Here is a 22,620-nt window from a genome sequence, read left to right on the forward strand (position 1 = left end):
AACTCATCATAAAATAAGGTAGTTAAGTAGTAATAAGAAGGAAAACCACAGCTCTTTGGGCTGTGGTTTTTTATTTTAAAACTCAATTATGCTGGCCTGTCTGAACACAATTTTAAGGATTTAGAGGATGGACAGGATTGGATTTTGTAAAAGAAAAAAGCGGGTACGGGAGAGAAGCGAGGTGTGTTTGAATAGATAAAATGGCTATTGCAGCACTTTGAAAGCCTTGAAACGAGTATTGCACTTGCTAAAGTAGGTACTATTTCCATTTACTTTTTTCTATCCCTTCACTCCCGGGCCGGCTGTAATGCTTCTACCGAAAAATCCTGTCCATCTTTTAAATCTTTAAAATCGTGTTCAGACTAATAAATCCTGGTTCAGACAAAAGGCCCGTATAAATAGCAAATCGAAAATAGACCTATAGGAAAACGATTCTGCCTGGTAGTTTCGTTGAATAGATACAGGTTGTGGGCAGAGGTAATTTCAGGCGGAAAGCTGCAGAAGGTAATACCGGGTTTTAGAAAATACTTAAATTGGCAACCTGAATCATTTAGAATCAAAAAGGAGGAAAAATGTCCGGACACAGTAAATGGTCTACCATTAAGCGGAAAAAAGGCGCTTTGGACGCCAAACGTTCCAAGATCTTCACCAAAATTATAAAGGAAATCAGCGTGGCCGTACGCGAAGGCGGCCCCGATCCCGAAGGAAATCCCCGGCTGAGATTGGCCATTCAGACGGCGAAAGCCAACAACATGCCCAAAGAGAACATGGAGCGGGCCATTAAAAAAAGCTCCGGCACCGACGGCGCCCATTACCAGGAAGTAACTTATGAAGGTTATGCCAGCAACGGCGTAGCCGTTTTCGTGGAGTGCCTTACGGATAACCTGAACCGCACCGTAGCTGCCGTTCGCCTGGCCTTCAGCAAAGCCGGCGGCGCATTAGGAACCAACGGTTCTTTGGAATTCATCTTCGACCGCAAAGGCGTGTTCGTGCTGAAAAAAGGGGAGCAGAAAGTAGACGAAGAAGAATTCACCCTCGAAATGATCGATGCCGGTGCGGAAGATGTGGTTTTTGAAGACGAATTCATTACCGTTTATACTGCTTTCGAGGATTTCGGCGCCATGCAGAAAAAAGTGGAAGAAATGGGCCTGGAAGGGGAAAGCGCCGAGGTGCAGCGGATCCCGAAAACCACCGTGGCGCTTGATCTGGAAAATGCCCGCAAAGTGCTGAAGCTGATCGATGTACTGGAAGACGACGACGATGTGCAGAAAGTGTATCATAACCTGGAGCTTACCGAAGAAATGATGGCAGCGCTTGATTAAGCATATACCTGAGTCGAAGAAAAGGATGAAGGGGAGGAGATAAAACGTTTGGTGTTTTAGTAACAATTATTATATTTGAAAAAACATCTTTCACGAAATCCCTCTTCATTTTATGGTAAATAACTACTCCGAAACCTCGGTTTCCGAAAATTATTCGGCGCCGGAACAGACCCTGGAATTTAAAGGCAAAGGCACCGAACTCTTCGGAATACAGCTGCCGAACTGGGTACTGACCCTGGTAACCTGCGGGCTTTATTACCCTTGGGCCAAAGTGGAAATCCTGAAATATGTGTACAGTAAAACCGAATTTGCCGGCAGCCGCTTCAAATTCCACGGTACCGGGAAAGAAATGTTCAAAGGCTTTATCAAGGCCATCGGTATTTTTGCTGTGCTCATCGGATTTTTTCTCTTTTGTTCGCTTTCGGGAAAGCCGGAGTTGATTCTGGTTGGGATGTTAGGTTTTTATGCCGGTTTAGGCCTGATTATTCCGGTGGCGATTCACGGGCGCATGCGCTACCGCCTTTCCCGCACTTCATGGCGCGGCATTCATTTCGGTTATACCGGCAGCCTGAAACAACTTTATATCGAATGCATTAAAGGCGCTTTTCTTACAGCAATCACTTTTGGCATTTACGGCAGCTGGTTTGTGGTAAATCTGCGCAAATACATTATCGGGAATATCCGGTTTGGTAACATTCGTTTCAGTTTCGACGGGGAAGGCGGCGAGCTTTTTATTACCCACCTGAAAGGTTACTTTCTTAGTGTTTTCACCTTGGGGATCTACCTTTTCTGGTACATGCGCGACCTGCACTTCTTCTACGTAAATAACATTCTGGCCGAACAGAACGGCCGGCTGGTGCGCCTGGATGCCAATGTAACCGGAACCGGCTACCTGAAACTGATCGTAGGCAACGTGCTGATCATGGTTTTCACCTTAGGCCTGGGAATTCCGTTCGTTACAGTAAGAACGCTTAACTTTGTAATTTCAAACACGCAATTGATAGGAACGCTGGATCTGGAAAACATCGAACAAGCCGAAGCCGACCGCATCGGGGCTACTTTCGAAGACGTTTCCGACCTGCTTAACCTCGACCTAGTTTAATTCGACTTTTTAATTTTTATGGCCGTATTTCAGGGCTTATTTTTCGACGGTAAAACATCTTCCGGGCAACCGGTGGAAATTAAATTATCTCCCGGCCTGCTGGTGCTCACCAAAAAGTATGGTCCGGAACCCTCAGAGTTCGGCTGGAAAATTGCCAGAATTTCCCGTAACGATTTTAACGACCGGGAACAGGTAGTACTGGAATATGCTTCAGAGCCCCGGGAGGTACTGGAAGTAAACGATCCGGCATTTTCCGGGGCTTTGCAGGCCGCTTATCCGCATGCCCCGTTCGTAAAACTGAAGTACAGTTCTTTCGTTTCTGGCAACCCCTTGCCTTTAATAGGCGTGTTGGTTGGTTTCATTGCTCTCATCGCGGCTGCTTATTTCTGGCTTATTCCTAAACTGACCGACGTTGCCGCCGAGAATATGCCCACCATCACCGAAGCGCAGATCGGCGAAGCCCTGATCGGAGCCATGCTGAAGGATGAGGCCATCGATTCTGCCAAAACGGTTTATGCCCAGAAATTCTTTAACCACTTACATGGGAAAAGCGAAAATGTAGCCACCATTACCGTGATCGATGAAAAGCAGGCCAATGCCTTTGCAGTTCCGGGTGGGAATATCGTTATCTTTAAACCGATCATCGCCCTCACCGACAACTACGCCGAACTGGCCGGCCTTCTTGCGCACGAAAATGCCCATTTGCAGCACCGTCACTCGTTAAAGCTCCTGTTCCGGAACTTGTCTACCTATTTTCTGGCTTCGCTGCTTTTTGGCGACGTGAACGGCTTAATGGCCATTTTAATTGAAAACGCGGAAAATCTGAAAGAACTGGAGTACAACCGCGACCTGGAAAAAGAAGCCGATATGTCCGGGCTGGAGTTGCTTCGGGCCAGAAAGATCGATCCGAATGGCATGGTGAACTTGTTTAGTGCCTTAAAAGATGAACACGGGAAATCCGCAATACCAGAGTTTTTAAGCACCCACCCGGTTTTCGATTCCCGGATCGAATACCTGAAAGCCGAGATCGTTAAAAAGCCTTATCAGACCCAACCGAATGATTCCCTGGAATATTATTTCCGGAAACTGAAAGAATAAAAGCGCGGGCTGCTAACGGAAATTCTGTAATTTGGCAGCGTTCCGGAGTTTTAACCCTAAACAAAAAGCCAATCCGGAACGGTTGGCTTTCTTTTTTTATGCAACCTGAACTTCCTTTCAGCGGACTTTTTGTGCTCGAACTGGCAAGCGTGCTGGCCGGACCCAGCGTGGGGCAATTTTTTGCCGAACTCGGCGCCGAAGTCGTAAAAATTGAAAATACGGCTACGCAAGGCGATGTAACCCGCAAATGGAAAGCCGCGACCGAAGACCCGGATACGGATATTTCGGCTTATTTTTCGTGTGCCAACTGGGGTAAAAAATCGGTAGCCCTGGACCTGAAAAACCCGGAAGGTTTAGCGGTGGTGTACCGGTTAGTTCAAAAAGCCGACATCGTAATTGCCAGCTACAAACCCGGCGATGCCGAAAAGCTGCAGGTCGATTATGAAACGCTATCAGGAATAAATCCGAAACTGCTTTACGGCAGCATTACCGGTTACGGCCCGGAGGTTGCCCGCGCCGGTTACGATGCCGTTATTCAGGCCGAAAGCGGTTTGATGTACCTGAACGGGCAGCCCGACGGGGAACCCACCAAAATGCCCGTAGCCTTTGTAGACCTGCTGGCGGCGCACCAGTTAAAAGAAGGCTTGCTTACTGCTTTGTACATGCGCGAAAGAACCGGAAAAGGAACATTGGTACAGATCTCCTTGCTCGATGCCGCGCTCACTTCCCTTGCCAATCAGGGAACCAACTATTTAGTAGCCGGACTGAATCCGCAACGGACCGGCTCTGAGCACCCCAATATCGTTCCCTACGGTACCATTTTCAAAACTTCCGACCAAAAACAATTAATTTTGGCCATCGGCGACGACCGGCAGTTTCAGCATTTATGTGAAGTATTGGGTGCACCGGAATTAGCTTCCAACCCTTTATTCAACCGCAATAATGCGCGGGTAAAAAACCGTATTGTTTTAAATGAAAAACTCAAAGAACTGATAGCCGGTTTTAATCAGGCTGAACTTTTAGCGGAACTGGAAAGGCGGTTTGTGCCGGCCGGAGCGGTAAAAGATGTGCAGGAAGCGCTTTCCGGGAAGGCGGCACAGGAATTAAAATTGCAGGCGAAAAAAAACGGAAAACTGTTAGTTGGTATGAAAACGGTAGCATTTAAGCTCCAGAACCTGCCGAATGCTGAATTATTGCCACCGCCTCATTTTGGAGAAAATACAGTGGAAGTGCTTGAAAATCATTTGGTTAAATAATGTTAATTTTTGAAGAAGTATCGGGAAGAAGGCACTTCCTGGCCGAAAATTGGGTTTAAAGAAAAACTAAAACCTAAATTGCAGAAAAAAGTATGCTGAAAGCGGCATATATCTTTTGAGCTGCTTTTTTCAATTTCAACTTTTAAACACACAATACTTATGGAGGACAGACTGGATGCTATTTTTGAAGGTCTTAAGCAGAAATCTTCGGCCAAGCAGGCCATTTATCGCAACACCAAGACTACTTTCGATAAACTTAGAACGATTTCCAAGGATCTGGTAAAACGGCTGAGCCAGCGCGTTACGCCCCTCGACGATACCGTTGTTGTTGAGTACCGCGATGTAAATGAACTGGAGTTTCACATCAAGATCTCCGGCGACCTGCTTATTTTCGTGATGCATTCCAACATCGTTACTTTTCCGGACGATTACGACCTGATGAAGAGCGATTACGTGGAGGAGGACTTTAAGCGGCGTTTCTTCGGCCACATTATGGCTTATAATTTCATGGCCGATTCCATAAAGTATAACCGCATGAACGATCCCGGTTACCTGCTGGGCCGTTTGCTGGTGAACATCGAAAACCATTTCTACCTGGAAGGCGTGGACCAGATGAACCTGGATTATCAGGACATCGAAAAAAATGAAATTACCGACGAGAACCTGCTGCTGATGGTGGAAAGTGCGGTAATTGCTTCGGTAAACAACGACCTTATGGCCCAGGAACTGGACGATATCCGGAAAATTACCGTGAAGCAAAAGCTTGACAACCAGCAGGTAAGCCGCACCCAGAAAGTAGGCTTTAATTTCAGCTACGAAGCAGGCCACACCCACGACTAGATTTTTTTTCGATTTTATACCCTTTATGACTTCTGAAAAGCAGCACCTTGCAATAAAGAATATGGTTTGCGCGCGTTGCGTGCGGGTGGTAAAAGAAGAACTGGAAAAGCTCGGCCTTACCGTTGACCAGGTAGAACTGGGCGAAGCCACGGTTTCAGGAACTGCTGACCGGGAAGAAATTAAAGAAACGCTGGCGGCTGCCGGGTTTGAACTGCTGGAAGATAAAAAAGCGAAGCTCGTCGAGCAGATCAAAAACTATATTATCTGGCTCGTGCAGCACCCGGAAGCCCGCAATACCAATTATTCCGATAAAATTGCGGAGCATTTAGGCAAGGATTACCACTACCTGAGCCAGCTTTTTTCTGCTTCCGAAAACGTTACGATCGAGCGGTACATCATTCTGCAAAAGATCGAGCGGGTAAAAGAACTACTGGTCTACGACGAACTGAACCTGAGCGAAATCGCCTACGAGCTGGGCTACAGCAGCGTAGCGCACCTTTCGAACCAGTTTAAACAAGTTACCGGATTCACGCCCACCGCCTTCAAAAAGCTCAAGAACCACCACCGCCAACCGCTGGATCGGCTAGGTTCGGGAAATGAAAAAGAATAAACAGAAGATGGAAAACTTGGTGAATCAATAGTATTCATAAAATTTCGAAAAGCCCTTGGCCTGAGCCTGGGGCTTTTTTTATTTGCCAGGTTTAAGGTGCTCATTAAAATTGACCGGGCAAAATTTCATTGCCGTCTGCTTTAGCTGACGGAAGCCGTCTGCTTATTTTAATAAATATTTGGCTAAAGCCGGAATTGAAACGCCCCTAAATCCGTCAGCTAAAGCAGACGGCAATGAATAGGATGCGATGGGTAGGATAAGGCATACAACCAAGCCTTATTTCCTGCCAAACTAATCCTGTAAATCATTCCGGGAATTCTGTAACGCTTTCGGGCAGCTGTCGTCATACATTTGTATTGTTCAATTACGTACTAAAGCTATGAGCACTACAACCTTAAATCCCGCCCGGAAACCGGTGGAAGGCACCTTCCCGGTAACCGGCATGACTTGTGCCGCCTGTGCCTCCAGTGTGGAAAGCATGCTGCAGCACCAGCCCGGCGTCGAAAATGCCCAGGTAAACTTTGCCGGCCAAACGGCCACCGTTTTTTATTTCCCCGATCAGGTAGAACCCAAAATCCTTCGGAATGCGGTTAAATCCTTGGGCTACGACCTGCTGGTGCAGCCTTCCGAATCCGATATAGAAGCCCTCGAGAAAAAGCAGGCACAGGAATACAAGCGTTTAAAGACCCGGACGTTTGGCGCCCTGGCGCTGGCCATTCCGGTTGCGGTACTCGGCATGATGTATCATAATCCTTCGCCTGCCTTAAAATGGGTGGAACTGGTTTTAACCGCGCCGGTGGTTTTCGGTTTTGGCTGGCCTTTCTTTAAACGCGCCTTTGCCCAGGCCCGGCACGGCCGCGCTAACATGGATACCCTGGTGGCCGTGAGTACCGGTATTGCCTTTATTTTCAGCGCTTTTAATACCATTTACCCGGAATATTTCGAAAGCCGCGGGCTGATGGCCATGGTTTATTACGAAGCGGCCGCGGTAATTATCGGTTTCATTCTGCTGGGTAAGTTACTGGAAGAAAGGGCTAAATCCGGCACTTCCGCGGCCCTGAAAAAGCTGATGGGCCTGCAACCAAAAACCGTAAAAGTGCTGAAAAACGGTACCGAAACCGAGGTAAAAGTAGAAGAAGTAGCTTACGGCGATGTGCTGGTGATCCGGCCCGGCGAGAAAATTCCGGTAGACGGCATGGTGCTGAACGGGGAATCTTTCCTGGATGAAAGCATGCTTACCGGCGAACCGCTGCCGGTTGCCAAAAAAGCCGGCGCTACGGTGTTTGCCGGCACTGTAAACCAGAAAGGTAGTCTGCAGGTAGAAGCCCGGAAGGTAGGCGCTACTACATTACTGGCCCAGATCATTAAATCGGTGCAAAGCGCCCAGAACTCCAAACCGCCAGTGCAGAAACTGGCCGATAAAATTGCCGGGATCTTTGTGCCGGTAGTGTTGGTAATTGCTACGCTGAGCTTTGCGGCCTGGATGTTCTTTGGCGGAGAATCAGCTCTCAGCCACGCCTTACTGGCTTTCGTAACGGTACTAATAATTGCCTGCCCGTGTGCCTTGGGCTTGGCTACGCCTACCGCTATTATGGTTGGGGTAGGGAAGGGCGCTGAAAACGGGATTCTGATCAAAGATGCCGAAAGTCTGGAGAAAGCCTATAAAATGGATGTTCTGATTTTAGATAAAACCGGTACCATAACCAACGGCAAACCCGAATTAACCGACATCCACTGGAAAGCCGATCCCACAGATATTCCTGCCTTAAAGCAAGCGCTCGTCTCCATGGAAGCTGCTTCCGAGCACCCGCTGGCCACGGCCATCGTGCATAAATTGCAGGAAGAAAAATTAGAAAGGGCAGAGGTAAAAGACTTTATCAGTATTACCGGCCGTGGCGTAAGTGCAAAAGTAAACGGTAAAAACTACCTGGTCGGCAACCGGAAATTCCTGAACGAAAACCTGGTACTTGCTGATCCGGAACTGGATAAACTTGCGGAAGCCTGGGAACAGGAAGCCAAAACGGTCATGTATTTCGCCGAAAATGTGAAAGCCGTTGCTATTATTGCCGTCGCCGATACCCTGAAAGAATCTTCGGTAGCCGCCATTTCACAGTTAAAGAACCTGGGAATTGAAATTCACATGCTCACCGGCGACAACGAAGCCACAGCCAAAGCGGTAGCTGCCCAAGCCGGCATCCCGAATTACCAGGCCGGCGTAATGCCATCCGACAAAGGTGCATTTGTGCAGGAATTAAAGCGAAAAGGCAAAGTGGTAGGCATGGCCGGCGACGGTATTAATGATTCAGAAGCCCTGGCTTTGGCCGATGTAAGTATCGCCATGGGCAAAGGCACCGACATTGCCATGGAAGTTGCCCAGCTTACGCTGATTCATTCCGACCTGAGCCACATCACCAAAGCCATCAAGCTTTCCCGCAAAACCGTAATCACGATCCGCGAAAACCTGTTCTGGGCCTTTATCTACAACGTGATCGGGATTCCGATTGCTGCCGGTATTCTCTACCCGAGCTTCGGTTTCCTGTTGAATCCGATGATCGCCGGTGCGGCCATGGCACTAAGTTCCGTTTCGGTAGTAAGTAATAGCTTGCGCTTAAAACGGCTGAAATTGTAAGAACAGGCAATTGTCTCCATAATAAAAAGTCCGCCGGGAAAGTTTACAACTTCCCCGGCGGACTTTTTATTAATAGGTTCAGTTTCGAAACTAGGATAAAAGTCAAAACATGTCGCAAGTTTAGGCGGAGCCGTAACTTGTGACTATTTCTGATAGCCAGTTTATAACTGGCGGAAGCATTGCGACTTTTCGGTAGCAAAACCTAGCGCTTTCGTAGTCAGCAGCTTTGGTTGCCTTGCAGGCAAGGTCTTTACAAACTGACCAAATAGATTCGCACAAGTTACGCTCCGCTAAACTTGCGCGATGGGAAGTGAAATAGGTAACTTACACGATCTCTCCCAATTCCAGCCAACGTTCGCCTTTTTGGTCCAGGTCTTTGTTTATTTGTTCCATTTCGGCTGCGGCGGCGCTTAACTGCTGGTGATCCAACGCGCCGCTGTTCATTTCGGCTACAAGGGCTTCTTTTCGCAATTCCAGTTTTTCGATGTCTTTTTCCAACTGTTCGTATTCCTGCTTTTCTTTAAAGGAGGCTTTCCGCTTTTTCTCGAAAGGGTCGCCGGTTGGAGCGGCCGCAGGAGCCGGATTGGCCGTTTTGGGTTTTTCGGGCTGAAGATTTACCGTTTTGTCCTGTTCTTTGAGCCATTCGCGGTAATCGGTATAGTTGCCCGGGAAATTACGGATCCTGCCGTTGCCTTCGAAAATAAAAGCATGGTCGATGAGCTGGTCCATAAAGTAGCGGTCGTGAGATACGATCAGCAGACAGCCGCCGAAATTCAGCAGGAAATCTTCCAGAATATTTAAGGTAATAATATCCAGGTCGTTGGTCGGCTCATCGAGGATCAGAAAGTTCGGATTTTTAATAAGCACCCGTAGCAATTGTAAGCGCCGTTTTTCGCCCCCGCTCAGTTTGCCTACCATGGTGTATTGCTGGGCCGGAGCAAACTGGAAGTGCTGCAGAAACTGAGAGGCCGAAATCACTTCGCCTTTGGCGGTTTCCACTACCTCGGCTACTTCCTTTACAATATCGATTACCCGCTGGTCTTCTTTAAAGGTAAGTTCAGTTTGGGTATAATAGCCGAAAACGGTCGTTTCCCCTTTCTCGATTTCCCCGGAATCGGGCTGGATCAGGCCGGTAAGGATGTTGAGCAGCGTACTTTTGCCCATCCCGTTCGGCCCGATAATACCAATGCGGTCTTTCTTTTTGAACACGTAGGAAAAATTGTCGATTACTTTTTTGTTGCCGAAGGATTTGCTGATGTGGCTTACTTCCAGGATCTTGTTTCCTTGGCGCGTTGTTTTAACGGAAAGATCGAGCGAAGGCCCCTGGGATTTGCCGGCTGCTTTTTCCTTTGTTTCATAAAAAGCATCGATGCGCGATTTCGATTTGGTACCCCGGGCTTTGGGCTGACGGCGCATCCATTCCAGTTCTTTGCGCATCAGGTTGCGGGCTCTGTCTACTTCTACGCCCTGCATTTCTTCGCGTTCGGCCTTTTTCTCCAGGAAATAGGCGTAATTCCCTTTATATGAAAAGACTTGTCCCTGATCGAGTTCGGCAATTTCGGTAGCCACTCTATCCAGAAAATAGCGGTCGTGGGTAACCATTAAAAGGGTTTGCTGCTGGGTAGAAAGCACATTTTCCAACCATTCAATGGTATCAAGGTCCAGGTGGTTGGTAGGCTCATCCAGAATTAAAAGGTCGGGTTCGGTAATAAGCATCCGGGCCATGGCTACGCGTTTGCGCTGCCCGCCGGAAAGCACCCTGATCGGGCGGTTCAGGTCGGGGATGCCGAGTTTTCCGAGGATCTGTTTTACTTTCTGTTCGTAATCCCAGGCGTTCAGGTCGGTCATGCGGTCCATAGCTTTTTGCAGCACATCGTGGTCGATGTTTTCATTGGCCATGGCTGCTTCGTATTCGCGGATCGCGTTCAGGGTATCGTTGGTTCCGGAGAAGAGGGCTTCCTGCACTGTAGCGTCTTCGTTCAGGAAAACCGGATTCTGGCTTAAATAGCCTACCAATATGCCATTGCGGGTACTTACCGATCCGGAATCGGGTTGAATTTCGCCGGCCAGGATGCGGAGCAACGTGGTTTTGCCCGTGCCGTTCACCCCAACCAAACCAATGCGCTGGCCGCGGTTAATTCCAAAATTAAGGTCTTTGAATAACCACCGGTCGGCGTAATTCTTAGAGATATTTTCTGCTGAAAGATAATTCATAAAGCAAAGGTAAGCATTTCAGGTTTCATAAGCCGAAACGGTAGGGCAGGAAGCGAAAAAGTAAAGTCAGGCCTTTTTTAACCGGACCGTAGTGCCGGCTACCAGGTCGTGGAGCGTTTGTTTCCGGCTACTGAAAAATGCGGAAACCAGCCCAAGAAGCAAGGTTCCAACCGAAAGGTATTTGGCGAAATGCCGGATAGAGGCCTGCCAGAAATTAATGCGTTTGCCGTTCATATCGGTAACCTTCATCCTTAATACAATTTTCCCCACCGTACCCTGCTTCACCGAAGACTCCATAACGGCATTATACAGCCAGTGAATAAATAAAAAGTAAAGATTGACATAAAGCAGTTTGCCAATGTAACCCATATCGGCCAGAAAAATATCCGGTTTCGGGAACAGTAAGCCACTGCTGCCGTCGGCCGGAAACGGGCAGCCGACCATAAAATAAACCGTAAAACTCTGAATGAAAAGGAACAGGCCGGTATCGATCAGGAAGGCAGCCCAACGGCAATGGAGGGGAGCATAGGCCGAAGTTCGCCGTATAACGGAAGGCCGGTGAATGCTGATAACTGCCATATAAATTTAAAGTGTATTGGTGTTGTGGGTAAAGCATAGTATATGGAAGTTTCAGATCTCGGAAAGGAAGACTGGAGGGGTGAGTTACAGGTTAAAATATTGTATAAATATCAGGGTGGAAAATGCAGGATTAAAGCCGGAGCATGTTTAATTAAACGTTTTTGAAAGCAAAAGGGTAGGCTGTCCGGCTTTATTATTTGTACTGAAAAGCACCTTTTAGGCCTGTTCTGCCATATTTTTCCAGGTTATAATTACAAACATGAACGTTGTTGTTCCCTGAAATTTATGGCACAAAAAAGCCGGAGTTTCTACTCCGGCTTTTAACAAGTCAATCCAAAACAATTAACTTGTGTGGTGGGTCCTGAAATCGGTATGCGGCCGGTGCACGTAATCCGGAACCGTTTTGGTCATGATCGAAGCTAAGATCGAGAAGATACCTACGATTACATGAGGAGCCCATACTATATTGCTGAAATTAAAGATCCAGGGAGATGCTGCCAGGAAAATACCTATTATAAAGTCCATCCGCAAGTGGTTCACCATCGAAATTTTATGGATAACCCCTGCTTCATAATCCGTCATAATAGCTTGCAGCAGCACCAGTACCCCGACTACAACCGGTACCCAGGTTTCGGCTCCACCTCTGTCGAAGTTAAAGAGCCAGGGAGCGGCAATAAGCAAAACGCCCACGATATAGTCGAGCATACCGTGAACTTTTGTTGGTATGATACGCATAACTACCTCCTTTTTAAAATGTATTACTTTATTGTTTACGATTTCTGTTAGCAAGGTGGTATTAATTGTATCTAAAGTAAGTGGTAATCCCGCTACCGTTCTATCCGGACTTGAATTCGATCCTATTTGCAAGGTTTTTATCCACGTAATTTTATTTTTTTTCCGGCAGGAAATTCTTAAACCCCGTGGTGCGGAGTCCGGTGAACGTTTCCGGGGCTGTAACCAGGCTCTTTGTTTGTAACCAGGTACATTAAAATTGGAACAATGCCCAGGATCACGTGCGGCATCCAGACCCTTTCGTTAAAGCCGAAAAGCCAGGGCGAACAAGCCAGCGCCGCCCCGATAAAAATATCCATGATCAGGTGGGTGCGCATCGGGATAATGTGAACCAAGCCGGGTTCGAAATCGGTCATTGCAGCCTGAGCCAGAATAAGCGCCCCGATTACTACCGGCACCCAGGTTTCCGCCCCGCCGGCCGCAAAATTCAATAGCCAGGGCGAGGCAATAATGACGATGCCCAGCAGATAATCCATAATGCCGTGCATCCGGGTTGATATTAAATTCATAGTTTGTTTCCTTTCATTTATGAGGGTGAATACTGATTTTTTTAATTGAATATAAATTCAATCTATTACTAAATAAAATACGTTGTAAAAAGCAGGTTGTTAAGGTTAAGTGCTTAATTTATTGGTAAATACGAAGTTGTTTTTGCCCTGCCTTCCGGTACAGAAATAGTATTGTTTTCGCCTGAAAAACCCGGGAAGTGGCCATTGTGAACCGGAAATTAAAGGATGCTAAAAGGAAAGGTTTATTTTACCGGAAAAGCCTGCTAACTTCGGGCTTCAGTTTTAATTTATGCCAGTTCAGGAGTTAAAAAATCTGCCCATCGGAATTTTCGACAGCGGCATCGGCGGGCTTACCGTAGCGCACGCCATCACCCGGATTCTTCCCCACGAAAACCTTATTTATTTCGGCGATACTGCCCATTTGCCCTACGGCGATAAATCTACCGCCGCTATTCAGGCCTACTCGGTAAAGATCTGTGACCTGTTGATCCGCCAAAAATGCAAGGTTATTTTAATCGCCTGTAATTCGGCCTCGGCCGCCGCCTTCGAATTAGTTAAAGAATACGTAGGCTCCAAAGCCAAAGTCCTGAACGTAATAGACCCGACTGTTGAATACATCGGAGAGCATTACGCCGGTAAAACTATCGGCCTGATCGGAACGAAGCAAACCATTAATTCCAACGTTTATAAAAAAAAGATAGACGCCCTGGACAAGGAAATTACCCTGCAATCATTGGCAACGCCTTTACTGGCAGCCATGATCGAAGAAGGCTTTTTCAACAACAACATTTCCGAAAGCGTTATCAGCACCTATCTGTCCGATCCTCACCTGCAAAATATCGAAGCCCTGATCCTGGGCTGTACCCACTACCCATTAATTAAGAACCAGATCGGAGCCTTTTACGAAGGTAGGGTAGATGTGCTGGATACCTCGTTCCTGGTAGCGCAACACGTAAAAAGTTTCCTGCAGGAACATAACCTTGCCAGTGAGAACCCAGCTGCCGATCACCAATTTTACGTTTCCGATTTTACCCAATCCTTCGAAGAATCGACCCGCATCTTTTTCGAGAAGGAAGTACACTTGGAGCATTATCCGTTGTGGGAATAGCTTTGTAAAGTAATTAGGTTCCCTTTTTTCTTTCTGAAATGAAGAACAGGTAATCAGTTTTTTCACTTTAAGAATCAGGACAACTTAAATTTGAATAATAAGCATTTGCTTTTTCTGTCATTCTGGAAGAATCTTGTGATTTCTGAGCTTTGAACCCATAAATTTCTTACAAAATGACAACCGTAATAGTTTAAAATAATTTGGTCCATTACTTAAGCCATTTCAGGTTAAAGCAACTTTGGAAGAAAATAAATTGTTCAGCAGGAGCGGGGAAGAAATTTAGCTTTGGTATTGGTAACGGTACTTTTTAAAGGCGTTATGTTACCGTTTAAAGTATTTTGAATAAAACAAAAAGTGCCTGCCTGTCAGGAATTGCTTTACCGCTACAAATACTGGTAACTTTGCTTTCAATTCCGGAACTGAATTTCAGGAGTTGGGTAAACGCTAAGCTTTCCGACCTGAAAAGGCAGGTTGCTTACATTAAATAGAAATGCTATTAAAAAGCTCCCAAAAAGTCCTCCCCTGTTTTTAGGGGAGGATTTAGGTGGGGTCAAACGAACAACGTTCAATAAATAAATGAGTGACGAAATAAAACACGAGTGCGGCATTGCCCTGATCCGATTGCGAAAGCCGCTTTCGTATTACGCCGAAAAGTACGGGTCGCCGATGTATGCCATCAATAAGCTGTACCTGCTCATGGAAAAGCAGCACAACCGCGGCCAGGACGGCGCCGGCATCGCCAGTATCAAGATCAGCGCGCAACCCGGCACCGAATACATCAGCCGCGACCGGAGCGTGAAAACCCAGGCCATAAACCACATATTCGGGAAAATTGGCGAACGGTATACCAAGCTGCAGAAAAAGCACCCTAACGAAGTAAAAGATATTGAATGGCTCCGGCAAAACATGCCTTTTTTAGGCGACGTTTACCTGGGCCATTTGCGTTATGGGACCCACGGGGAAAACGTGATCGATAACTGTCACCCGATGGTGCGGGAGAATAACTGGCGGAGCCGGAGCCTGGCCGTGGCCGGTAACTTCAACATGACCAACGTAGAAGAACTTTTTACCAAACTGGTAGAGATCGGTCAGCACCCTACCCATAAAGTAGATACCATTACGGTGCTCGAAAAGATCGGCCACTTCCTGGACGAAGAAAACCAGGTAATGTTCGATCATTTCAAGAAAACCACCGACGACAATACCGAGATCTCCAGACTGATAGAAGAAAACCTCGACCTGCAGCGGGTACTTCGCCGCGCCTGCAAAGATTTCGACGGCGGTTATGCCATGGCCGGCTTAACGGGTTATGGCGCCAGCTTCGTTGTGCGCGATCCTTCGGGCATTCGTCCGGCTTATTATTACATGGACGAGGAAGTAGTAGTAATTGCTTCGGAAAAACCCGCCATTAAAACGGCTTTCGGTATCGAGTACAGCCAGATAAAAGAAATTACCCCCGGCTGTGCCTTGATCGTAAACAAAAAAGGCGAAGCCCGGGAACTGGAAATTACACCACCGCGCGAAAAACGGTCCTGCAGTTTCGAACGCATTTACTTTTCCCGCGGCAACGACCCCGAAATTTATACCGAGCGCAAGAATATGGGCCGCTTGCTGTGTGCTCAGATTTTGGAAGCCATAAATTTCGACCTGCCCAATACCGTTTTCTCCTACATTCCGAATACCGCCGAAACTTCTTTCCTGGGCATGGTAAAAGGCATGGAACAATACCTCCGCGAACACCGCATTGCTTCCAGCCATAATAAAAGCATCAGCCCGGAAGAACTCGATGAGATCCTGGCTTTCCGGCCGCGGGTAGAGAAACTGGTAATTAAAGACGTAAAACTACGCACCTTTATTACCGACGACAACAACCGCGACGATCTGGTAACCCACGTCTACGACACCACCTACGAGGTTATAAAAAAAGGCGTCGATACGGTAGTGGTTATCGACGATTCCATTGTAAGAGGTACCACACTCGAGAAAAGCATTATCCGGATGCTGGACCGCCTGGAACCAAAGAAGATCGTGATCGTTTCCTGTGCCCCCCAGATCCGCTACCCGGATTGCTACGGCATCGATATGTCGAAGCTGAAAGAGTTTGTCGCCTTCCGCGCCATGCTAAACCTGCTGGATGCTACCGGTAAGAGCCATCTGCTGGAAGACGTATATAAGAAATGCAAAGAAGCCGACGGAACCGAGCGCATGATGCAGGAGAACTTTGTGCAGGAACTTTACGCTCCTTTCACGGCAGAAGAGGTCTCGCAGGAAATAGCCCGCATTGTAAAGGCCAAAGATGTAAAAGCCGAAGTAGACGTAATATACCAGACCATCGAAAACCACCACCTGGCTTGTCCGAACCATTCCGGTGATTGGTATTTCACGGGAAATTATCCGACGCCCGGCGGGAACAGGGTAGTGAATAGGGCATTTATTAACTTTATGGAGAACAATCAGAACAGGGCTTATTAAATTCTGAATGGCACTGTTAAAACGGCCATTACACAAACAATAACCAACAGGGCAGGGCTTATTTAAGCCCTGTTTTTTTTGTTATTTTAATGAAGTTTGATAAAATAAATGCAACGAACAATTTAGTGTTCAAACATAAAGTTGTTATAAGGTATTTTGTGTTTTTTTGTTAATACAAGGTTTAATATTCAATTAAAAATGTGTTAATTTTGGAATAGTAAAAAATTAGCATAAAACGCACTATTAAAGTTGGCGGTAGAATTCTGGCACTTTTTATGTGTATATTACAATGAATTTGAACTAAATTTTATAAAAAATGGTTCGCCGGCTAATCCCAGGTATCAAGTTCATCGTAATATGCTCGGATTAAAGTTTTCGCATTTATTATTTTTATATGAAGCAATCATTACTAGGTAAAATCAAAGGGTTGGTATTAAAGGGAGGTGTAAGCGGGATGTTAGGAATTGTCCTGATTCAGATCCCGACATATGCAATTCCTGCCGGCTTCGATTACCGTACCCGCCAATCCGGTGCCTGGAATAATGTTGCCACCTGGCAAAGAACTCCAACCGGTACTCAAAGCTGGGCCAACATAATTGATCCTGCCGATATTCCGGACAACACGGCTGATTTGATCCTAGTCAGAGCCGGGCATACGGTTACAGTAAGCACAAGCTTAACGGCTGATGATATTTCCGTGCAGGCCGGCAGCAATCTGGTAGTGAATAGCGGCGTTACCCTGAATATTGCCGATAGTCCCAATGCCAATGACTTACGGGTATCCGGAACGCTTAGCAACAGCGGCAATATTACTAGCCTTACAGGTGCGGCCATAAGTTTTCTGAACGGGAGCGTTTACAAACATAATTTTACTACCACTTTCGGTACCATTCCTACAGCCACCTGGCAGACATTATCGACTGTGGAAATAACTGGTTATACCAATCCTGCCGGAACCCCGCAGGGTTTTGATCAGAGCTTTGGGGATTTGATCTGGAATACACCCTCTCTTTCAGTTGATGTGAATTTAAACGGTGCTTTAAGTGGTGTGATCCGGGGGAATTTTACGGTACAAAATACAAATGGCAAAACCCTTCACCTGACTTCCGATCAGGCAACGTATACTGCCACAATTAACGGCAATCTCAGTATTACCAACGGCAGCCGCTTAAATATTTCGAATGGTACGGCGTCCGGTAATTCGTTCACCTTAATTTTAAGAGGTAACCTTACGGTAGATCCAACTTCATCATTCACCCATTCTAATAATGGCTCTTTCGGAAAATTGCAACTTACCAATACCAGCCTTATTTCCACTCCTCCGGCCGCCAATTTGGGCAATATGGACTGGTTAGTTACCAGTACCGGTATGGTTACTTTGCTGAATGATGTATCGATTGCCTCTTCCCGAACCTTTACGGTAAATGGCCGCTTAGATATGGGCACAAATGCCTTGCAAGGTAGCGGGAAGTTTTTTTTGGGGAACTTCGGAACGTTAGGGATTGGATCACCGGCTGGTATTACCACCTCCGGTGCTACCGGTAATATTCAGGTTACGGGAACCCGCACTTTTCTGGCAGCAAACTATATTTACAATGGCACCGCTGCTCAGGTAACCGGAAACGGTATTCCAACCCTGGTTAAAAGCCTTACGGTAGAGAATCCTGCCGGGCTTACTCTTTCCAGGCAAGTAGGAGTGAATGAAATGCTGGACCTTAAACAAGGCGCGCTTAAATCTACTGTCGCTAACAATGTTGTGTTAAATGCTGGTGCTATTACATCCTCCAGCGAAGGTGGAGTTAGTTTTGTAGATGGGCCAATGGCTTATAACGTAAACACTACTTCGCCGATCAGCCTTAGATTTCCGGTAGGTAAAAACGGTAAGGGGCGGACTATTACTTTGGAAATAGCCCAGGATGCTTCAACATTAACCTCCTACACGGTAGAGCAGGTAGAAGGCGCTCCCCCAACCAGAACCTTACCGGCCAGCGTAGACCGGGTTTCGCAGGTACGGTATTTTAAAATAAATAAAAGCGCCGGCGCCAACTTAACGCAAGGCTTTGTGAAATTTACCTATGGCACCGACGATGGCGTAACTCAGAAAGAAATGCTTACCATCGTTAAATCGAACGCGTCAAATCAATGGGAAGATATTGGCCTTGGAGGTGCCGGTGGTACTGCCGATGGCACGGGTGAAATTCAGTCAGCTGTTTCCTTTACTACTTTTAGCGATTTTGTTTTAGCCAACGCAAAAAACGGCGCTAACCCACTGCCGGTTGAATTAAAGTCTTTCACAGCCAAAGCCTCAGGAAAGTCGGTGTTACTTAATTGGGAAACTGCTTCTGAAAAAGATAATGCTTACTTTATAGTAGAACGCAGCCACAACGCTAAAGAATTTAAAGCACTAGGTAAATTAGAAGGCAAAGGCGCTTCGGCAACGCTTCAGCACTATAATTTCACTGATAATACTCCTCTGGCTGGGTTATCTTACTACCGGTTGAAGCAAGTGGATTTTAATAGTGGTTTTACTTATTCCCCTGTTGTTAGCGTGAAGGCAATTGTAAAAGATGCTGAAATGCTGATTTATCCGAATCCGGCCGTGGATGTTGTTAACCTGGAGTTGAAAAATGTAACAGATGTCGCCCTGATACGGGTCGTTAACATGTTTGGCCAGGAAGTCATCAGAAAATCGATCGATAATGGGATGGAATTTCAGTTGAATATTGAAGCCCTGCCTCTAGGAGCTTATCAGATTATTAGTGAAACCGCACAGGAAAGACACATTTCAAGGTTTATAAAAGCAGCAAAATAACGCCATTAGGTATTTGCCGCGAGGTAATTATTGACTCTGAAGCACCTGCAATTGCAGGTGCTTTTTTTTATACCAGACTTATTAGCAAAATAGGCAAACAGGAGCTTTTAAAAGGTTTACAAGCTTGTAAATGACAGGAATTAGCCCCTCGATAGAAAACGCTGTTGCTGCACATTCAGAATTCAGAAGGTTTTCATACTAAGATTGCCTGGCCTTTCGGCTCCAAATCATGGTCGCCGAACTGGTAGAAGATGATCCATTTAAATACCTAACACTTAAATATTTAAAGATGTTATTCATGTTTTATAAATATGAATTAATAAATATTAGAATAGTTAAAAAAAAGAATCTTCAACAAACAAGGTAACTTAACGGGAAAGTATTATACTGTTTTAATGAGGGTGTTTTCTATTCGTTTAAATTCCTTTAGATTAGTGGTGTTAAATAAATGTTGCATGTTTTGAAGTTAATAAAATATTGGTAAAGTTATAATAATTGCTTTAGGGTAATTTTTTTAAGCTAGTGATTTAAATACTATTTTAACAGACATCATTGAATCAAAAATTTAAACTTTCATCTAAACTAAATACTTATGAATCGAATTTTACCCAATCGTTTTTCTGAAAAGGTCTGGCAGCAGCGCCTTGGCCTGGTTTTACTAATGGCTTTCTTTCTGCCGCTTCAGGTTTTCGCGCAAGCTGGCTACAAATTTCGAACGAAACAGTCCGGTAACTGGAGTGATATTACAACCTGGGAACGTATAGCTATTACGAACGGTACAACCTGGTCGAATCTTCCCAACGGTGCTAACCCGCCGAACCAAAACGCAGGCCAGATCACCATTCGCCCAGGGCACGAAGTTACTGTTACGGTGAAAGCTCACGCAGATGAACTGGTTGTTGAGGCCGGAGGGATCTTAGCCGTTAACGACACCCTCAATATCTGGGATGCCGGCAATGCAACGGATATGGTGGTATTTGGTACCGTTAAGAATTCCGGGATTATTTTCAAAGCATCTACCAGCGTTACAATTGAATTTAATGCTAACAGTGTTTATAAGCATATGCATACTTCCAGTTATGGAAGAATTCCGGTGGCAGCCTGGGATCCTCGCTCCACGGTAGAAATTCTGGGCCTTACCACCCCGTCTGATGGTGCATTCCTTTCTACTTATAACCAGGAATTCGGGAACCTTACCTGGAATACCCCCAACTTAGGGAATACCATTAACCTTTCCGGAGCGCTGGCAAAAATCAACGGCAATTTTAATGTTATTTCCACGAATGGGAAGGTGCTGGTACTTGGTAATTCAACAGCTTATAATAACCCAACCACAGCCTATACTTTAACCATAGGTGGCAATCTGAACCTGCTTGGCGGGGCTTTGAACCTCGGAGGTACTGCTGTAGCTTTTGAAGCCAAATTAAACCTGGGCGGAGACCTGAATATTGATGGAACCGGCAATCTTCGCTCTGCCAATACAAATACGCCTGCAAAGATCATTTTCAATGGGGTGGATAAAAAGCTTACCCTGGCAAATGCAGCCAATAATACCTCTATTAACGGTGCCTCCATTAATTATGAAGTGGCAAGTGGCTCCAGCTTATCTTTAGCATCTGACCTCAACGTTTCAACCGGCCGCAGCTTTGTAGTGAATGGAGAACTGCAAACCAATGCTAATGTAATTAGAGGCGGAGGCAATTTTGTACTCAACTTCGGAAGTATCTTCGGTGTTGGTTCTCCATCCGGAATTACTTCTGTTGGCGCAGCTGGCAATATTCAGGTTACCGGCATTCGTTCTTACGGTGGTTTGGTAACCTATATTTATAATGGCACCAGCCCTCAAATTACCGGCGATGGTTTACCAACTTTAATTACGGATCTGACCATAAATAATAATTCCGGCATTACCCTTTCGAGGGAGGTTACTGTAAATAACCTGCTTAAAATGAACGAAGGTATCCTGAAAACCAATGGTAATAATTTGATCGTTGCCAGTTCCGGTAACATTCAAATGCCTTCTGCCGATAGAATCAGTTTTATTGAAGGAGGCCTGACGCATTCAATAGAAACAACGTCTACTGTTACCCTGGAGTTTCCGTTAGGCAAAAACGGAAAATACCGCCCGGTTATTCTGGAGATCAGCCAGGCTTCATCAACTCCGACTACCTATACCGCAGAGCAATTTGAAGGTGCCTATCCTACAGCACGCCCGCTTCCGTCGTCAGGTTCTTTAGACCGGGTATCGACAGTGCGTTATTTCCGGATCACCCAAAGCCCGGCAGCGCCTTTAAACGAAGGACTTGTTACGTTAAACTATGGTTCGGATGATGGGGTTGTGGATCCTAATACCTTAAGTATTGCTAAATCGACAGTTGCGGGTCCGTGGATGGATCTGGACGGCACCGCCTCTTTGGGATCGGGAGCAACCGCAGGCACAGTGGTGGCCCTGTTCAATGAATTCAGCGATTTTGTGCTGGCTAATAAAATTGGCGGGAACAACCCATTGCCGGTAGAACTTATCAGCTTTTCTGCCAGGGAAAAAGAAAAGGCAGTTGAATTGAACTGGGCAACTGCTTCGGAAAAGAACAGCGCTTACTTTGATGTAGAAAGAAGCTTTAATTCCCGCAATTTCGAAGCGATCGGCCGGATGGAAGCTGCCGGAAATACTTCTGTTAAAAGAAACTATCAGTTTCTGGATGCTGCTGCTAAAGCCGGGATCGTATATTACCGCCTGAAGCAAACCGATCTGGACGGCACCTTCACTTATTCGGAAGTAAGATCTGTGGCTGTTACCGGTAAAGTAAATTCGGTGGTGTTTTATCCAAACCCGGTTAAATCGATGCTGAACATTGAAGTTACAGGAACGAATTCGGTAATAAGGGTAATAAATACCTTAGGTCAGGAAGTGCTTCAGAGAAAAATTAATGGTGCATCTTCGGTCCAGTTAGATGTTAGTTCGCTGCCAAATGGTAGCTACCAGCTCATTACCGAAAACGACCAACAAAAATCAGTTAGCAGGTTTATGAAAATTGTGCAGTAATTGATAAGAACTCCAGTAAAAGGCACCCGGTTATCCGGGCGCCTTTTTTTATGCCCTGCGTCTCTGGGTTAGCAAAGCAATGGTTTATTTCAGGGGGAGGCTTTGAAGATTATCCTAGCCCTATGAGATTCAGGAATAGTAAAGTCTTCTTATAATTTAGCGAATGACCTGTTTCTTATAGTAGGTAACATAAATTTAATTAACATCTGATTTATTATAAAGGAATGGTTTAGT

15 protein-coding genes are annotated in these 22,620 nt (G+C 46.0%); 11 read left to right on the forward strand and 4 right to left on the reverse strand.

Going from position 1 to position 22,620, the window contains the following annotated elements; translation table 11 throughout:
• Positions 1 to 572 precede the first annotated feature (572 nt).
• From F0P94_RS11340 to F0P94_RS11370, 7 genes are all read left to right on the forward strand, one after another.
• Positions 573 to 1,322 (forward strand): YebC/PmpR family DNA-binding transcriptional regulator, encoded by a 750-nt coding sequence (locus F0P94_RS11340; protein ID WP_150904012.1) that lies wholly within the window; start codon positions 573 to 575, stop codon positions 1,320 to 1,322.
• 112 nt (positions 1,323 to 1,434) lie between these two features.
• Positions 1,435 to 2,424 (forward strand): YjgN family protein, encoded by a 990-nt coding sequence (locus F0P94_RS11345; RefSeq protein WP_150904013.1) that lies wholly within the window; start codon positions 1,435 to 1,437, stop codon positions 2,422 to 2,424.
• 18 nt (positions 2,425 to 2,442) lie between these two features.
• Entirely contained in the window at positions 2,443 to 3,522 is a 1,080-nt protein-coding gene (locus F0P94_RS11350) for a M48 family metallopeptidase (RefSeq protein WP_150904014.1), read from the forward strand.
• Between the two features lie 98 nt (positions 3,523 to 3,620).
• Positions 3,621 to 4,778, forward strand: a complete 1,158-nt coding sequence (locus tag F0P94_RS11355; RefSeq protein WP_150904015.1) for a CaiB/BaiF CoA transferase family protein — start codon at positions 3,621 to 3,623, stop codon at positions 4,776 to 4,778.
• Positions 4,779 to 4,937: 159 nt separating this feature from the next.
• Positions 4,938 to 5,618, forward strand: a complete 681-nt coding sequence (locus F0P94_RS11360; RefSeq protein WP_150904016.1) for a hypothetical protein — start codon at positions 4,938 to 4,940, stop codon at positions 5,616 to 5,618.
• A 25-nt stretch (positions 5,619 to 5,643) separates the two neighbouring features.
• The gene (locus F0P94_RS11365; RefSeq protein WP_150904017.1) at positions 5,644 to 6,228 is read left to right on the forward strand and encodes an AraC family transcriptional regulator; all 585 of its coding nucleotides are present in this window, start codon (positions 5,644 to 5,646) and stop codon (positions 6,226 to 6,228) included.
• Positions 6,229 to 6,607: 379 nt separating this feature from the next.
• Complete coding sequence (locus F0P94_RS11370; RefSeq protein ID WP_150904018.1) at positions 6,608 to 8,857, forward strand: heavy metal translocating P-type ATPase; 2,250 nt, start codon at positions 6,608 to 6,610, stop codon at positions 8,855 to 8,857.
• Positions 8,858 to 9,181: 324 nt separating this feature from the next.
• Here F0P94_RS11370 and F0P94_RS11375 read toward each other — a convergent pair whose 3' ends face one another.
• The 4 genes from F0P94_RS11375 to F0P94_RS11390 form a co-directional block, all read right to left on the reverse strand.
• Complete coding sequence (locus F0P94_RS11375) at positions 9,182 to 11,071, reverse strand: ABC-F family ATP-binding cassette domain-containing protein (RefSeq protein WP_150904019.1); 1,890 nt, start codon at positions 11,069 to 11,071, stop codon at positions 9,182 to 9,184.
• 66 nt (positions 11,072 to 11,137) lie between these two features.
• Entirely contained in the window at positions 11,138 to 11,650 is a 513-nt protein-coding gene (locus F0P94_RS11380; protein ID WP_150904020.1) for an RDD family protein, read from the reverse strand.
• A gap of 342 nt (positions 11,651 to 11,992) precedes the next feature.
• Positions 11,993 to 12,355, reverse strand: a complete 363-nt coding sequence (locus F0P94_RS11385) for an SPW repeat domain-containing protein (RefSeq protein ID WP_225307194.1) — start codon at positions 12,353 to 12,355, stop codon at positions 11,993 to 11,995.
• A gap of 206 nt (positions 12,356 to 12,561) precedes the next feature.
• Positions 12,562 to 12,951: an SPW repeat protein gene (locus tag F0P94_RS11390; RefSeq protein ID WP_150904022.1), complete on the reverse strand. Its 390-nt coding sequence runs from the start codon at positions 12,949 to 12,951 to the stop codon at positions 12,562 to 12,564.
• A 289-nt stretch (positions 12,952 to 13,240) separates the two neighbouring features.
• Between F0P94_RS11390 and murI the strand changes: the two genes are divergently transcribed.
• The 4 genes from murI (at position 13,241) to F0P94_RS11410 (ending at position 22,386) form a co-directional block, all read left to right on the forward strand.
• Positions 13,241 to 14,059 (forward strand): glutamate racemase, encoded by an 819-nt coding sequence (gene murI / locus F0P94_RS11395; RefSeq protein WP_150904023.1) that lies wholly within the window; start codon positions 13,241 to 13,243, stop codon positions 14,057 to 14,059.
• Between the two features lie 576 nt (positions 14,060 to 14,635).
• Positions 14,636 to 16,531: an amidophosphoribosyltransferase gene (locus F0P94_RS11400; RefSeq protein WP_150904024.1), complete on the forward strand. Its 1,896-nt coding sequence runs from the start codon at positions 14,636 to 14,638 to the stop codon at positions 16,529 to 16,531.
• A gap of 394 nt (positions 16,532 to 16,925) precedes the next feature.
• Positions 16,926 to 19,343 carry a T9SS type A sorting domain-containing protein gene (locus F0P94_RS11405; RefSeq protein ID WP_150904025.1) on the forward strand — a complete coding sequence of 806 codons (2,418 nt, stop codon included), beginning with the start codon at positions 16,926 to 16,928 and terminating at the stop codon, positions 19,341 to 19,343.
• Positions 19,344 to 19,935: 592 nt separating this feature from the next.
• Positions 19,936 to 22,386 carry a T9SS type A sorting domain-containing protein gene (locus F0P94_RS11410; protein WP_150904026.1) on the forward strand — a complete coding sequence of 817 codons (2,451 nt, stop codon included), beginning with the start codon at positions 19,936 to 19,938 and terminating at the stop codon, positions 22,384 to 22,386.
• Positions 22,387 to 22,620: the final 234 nt, after the last annotated feature.

Source organism: Adhaeribacter soli (genome assembly GCF_008727925.1).
Lineage (GTDB): Bacteria > Bacteroidota > Bacteroidia > Cytophagales > Hymenobacteraceae > Adhaeribacter_A > Adhaeribacter_A soli.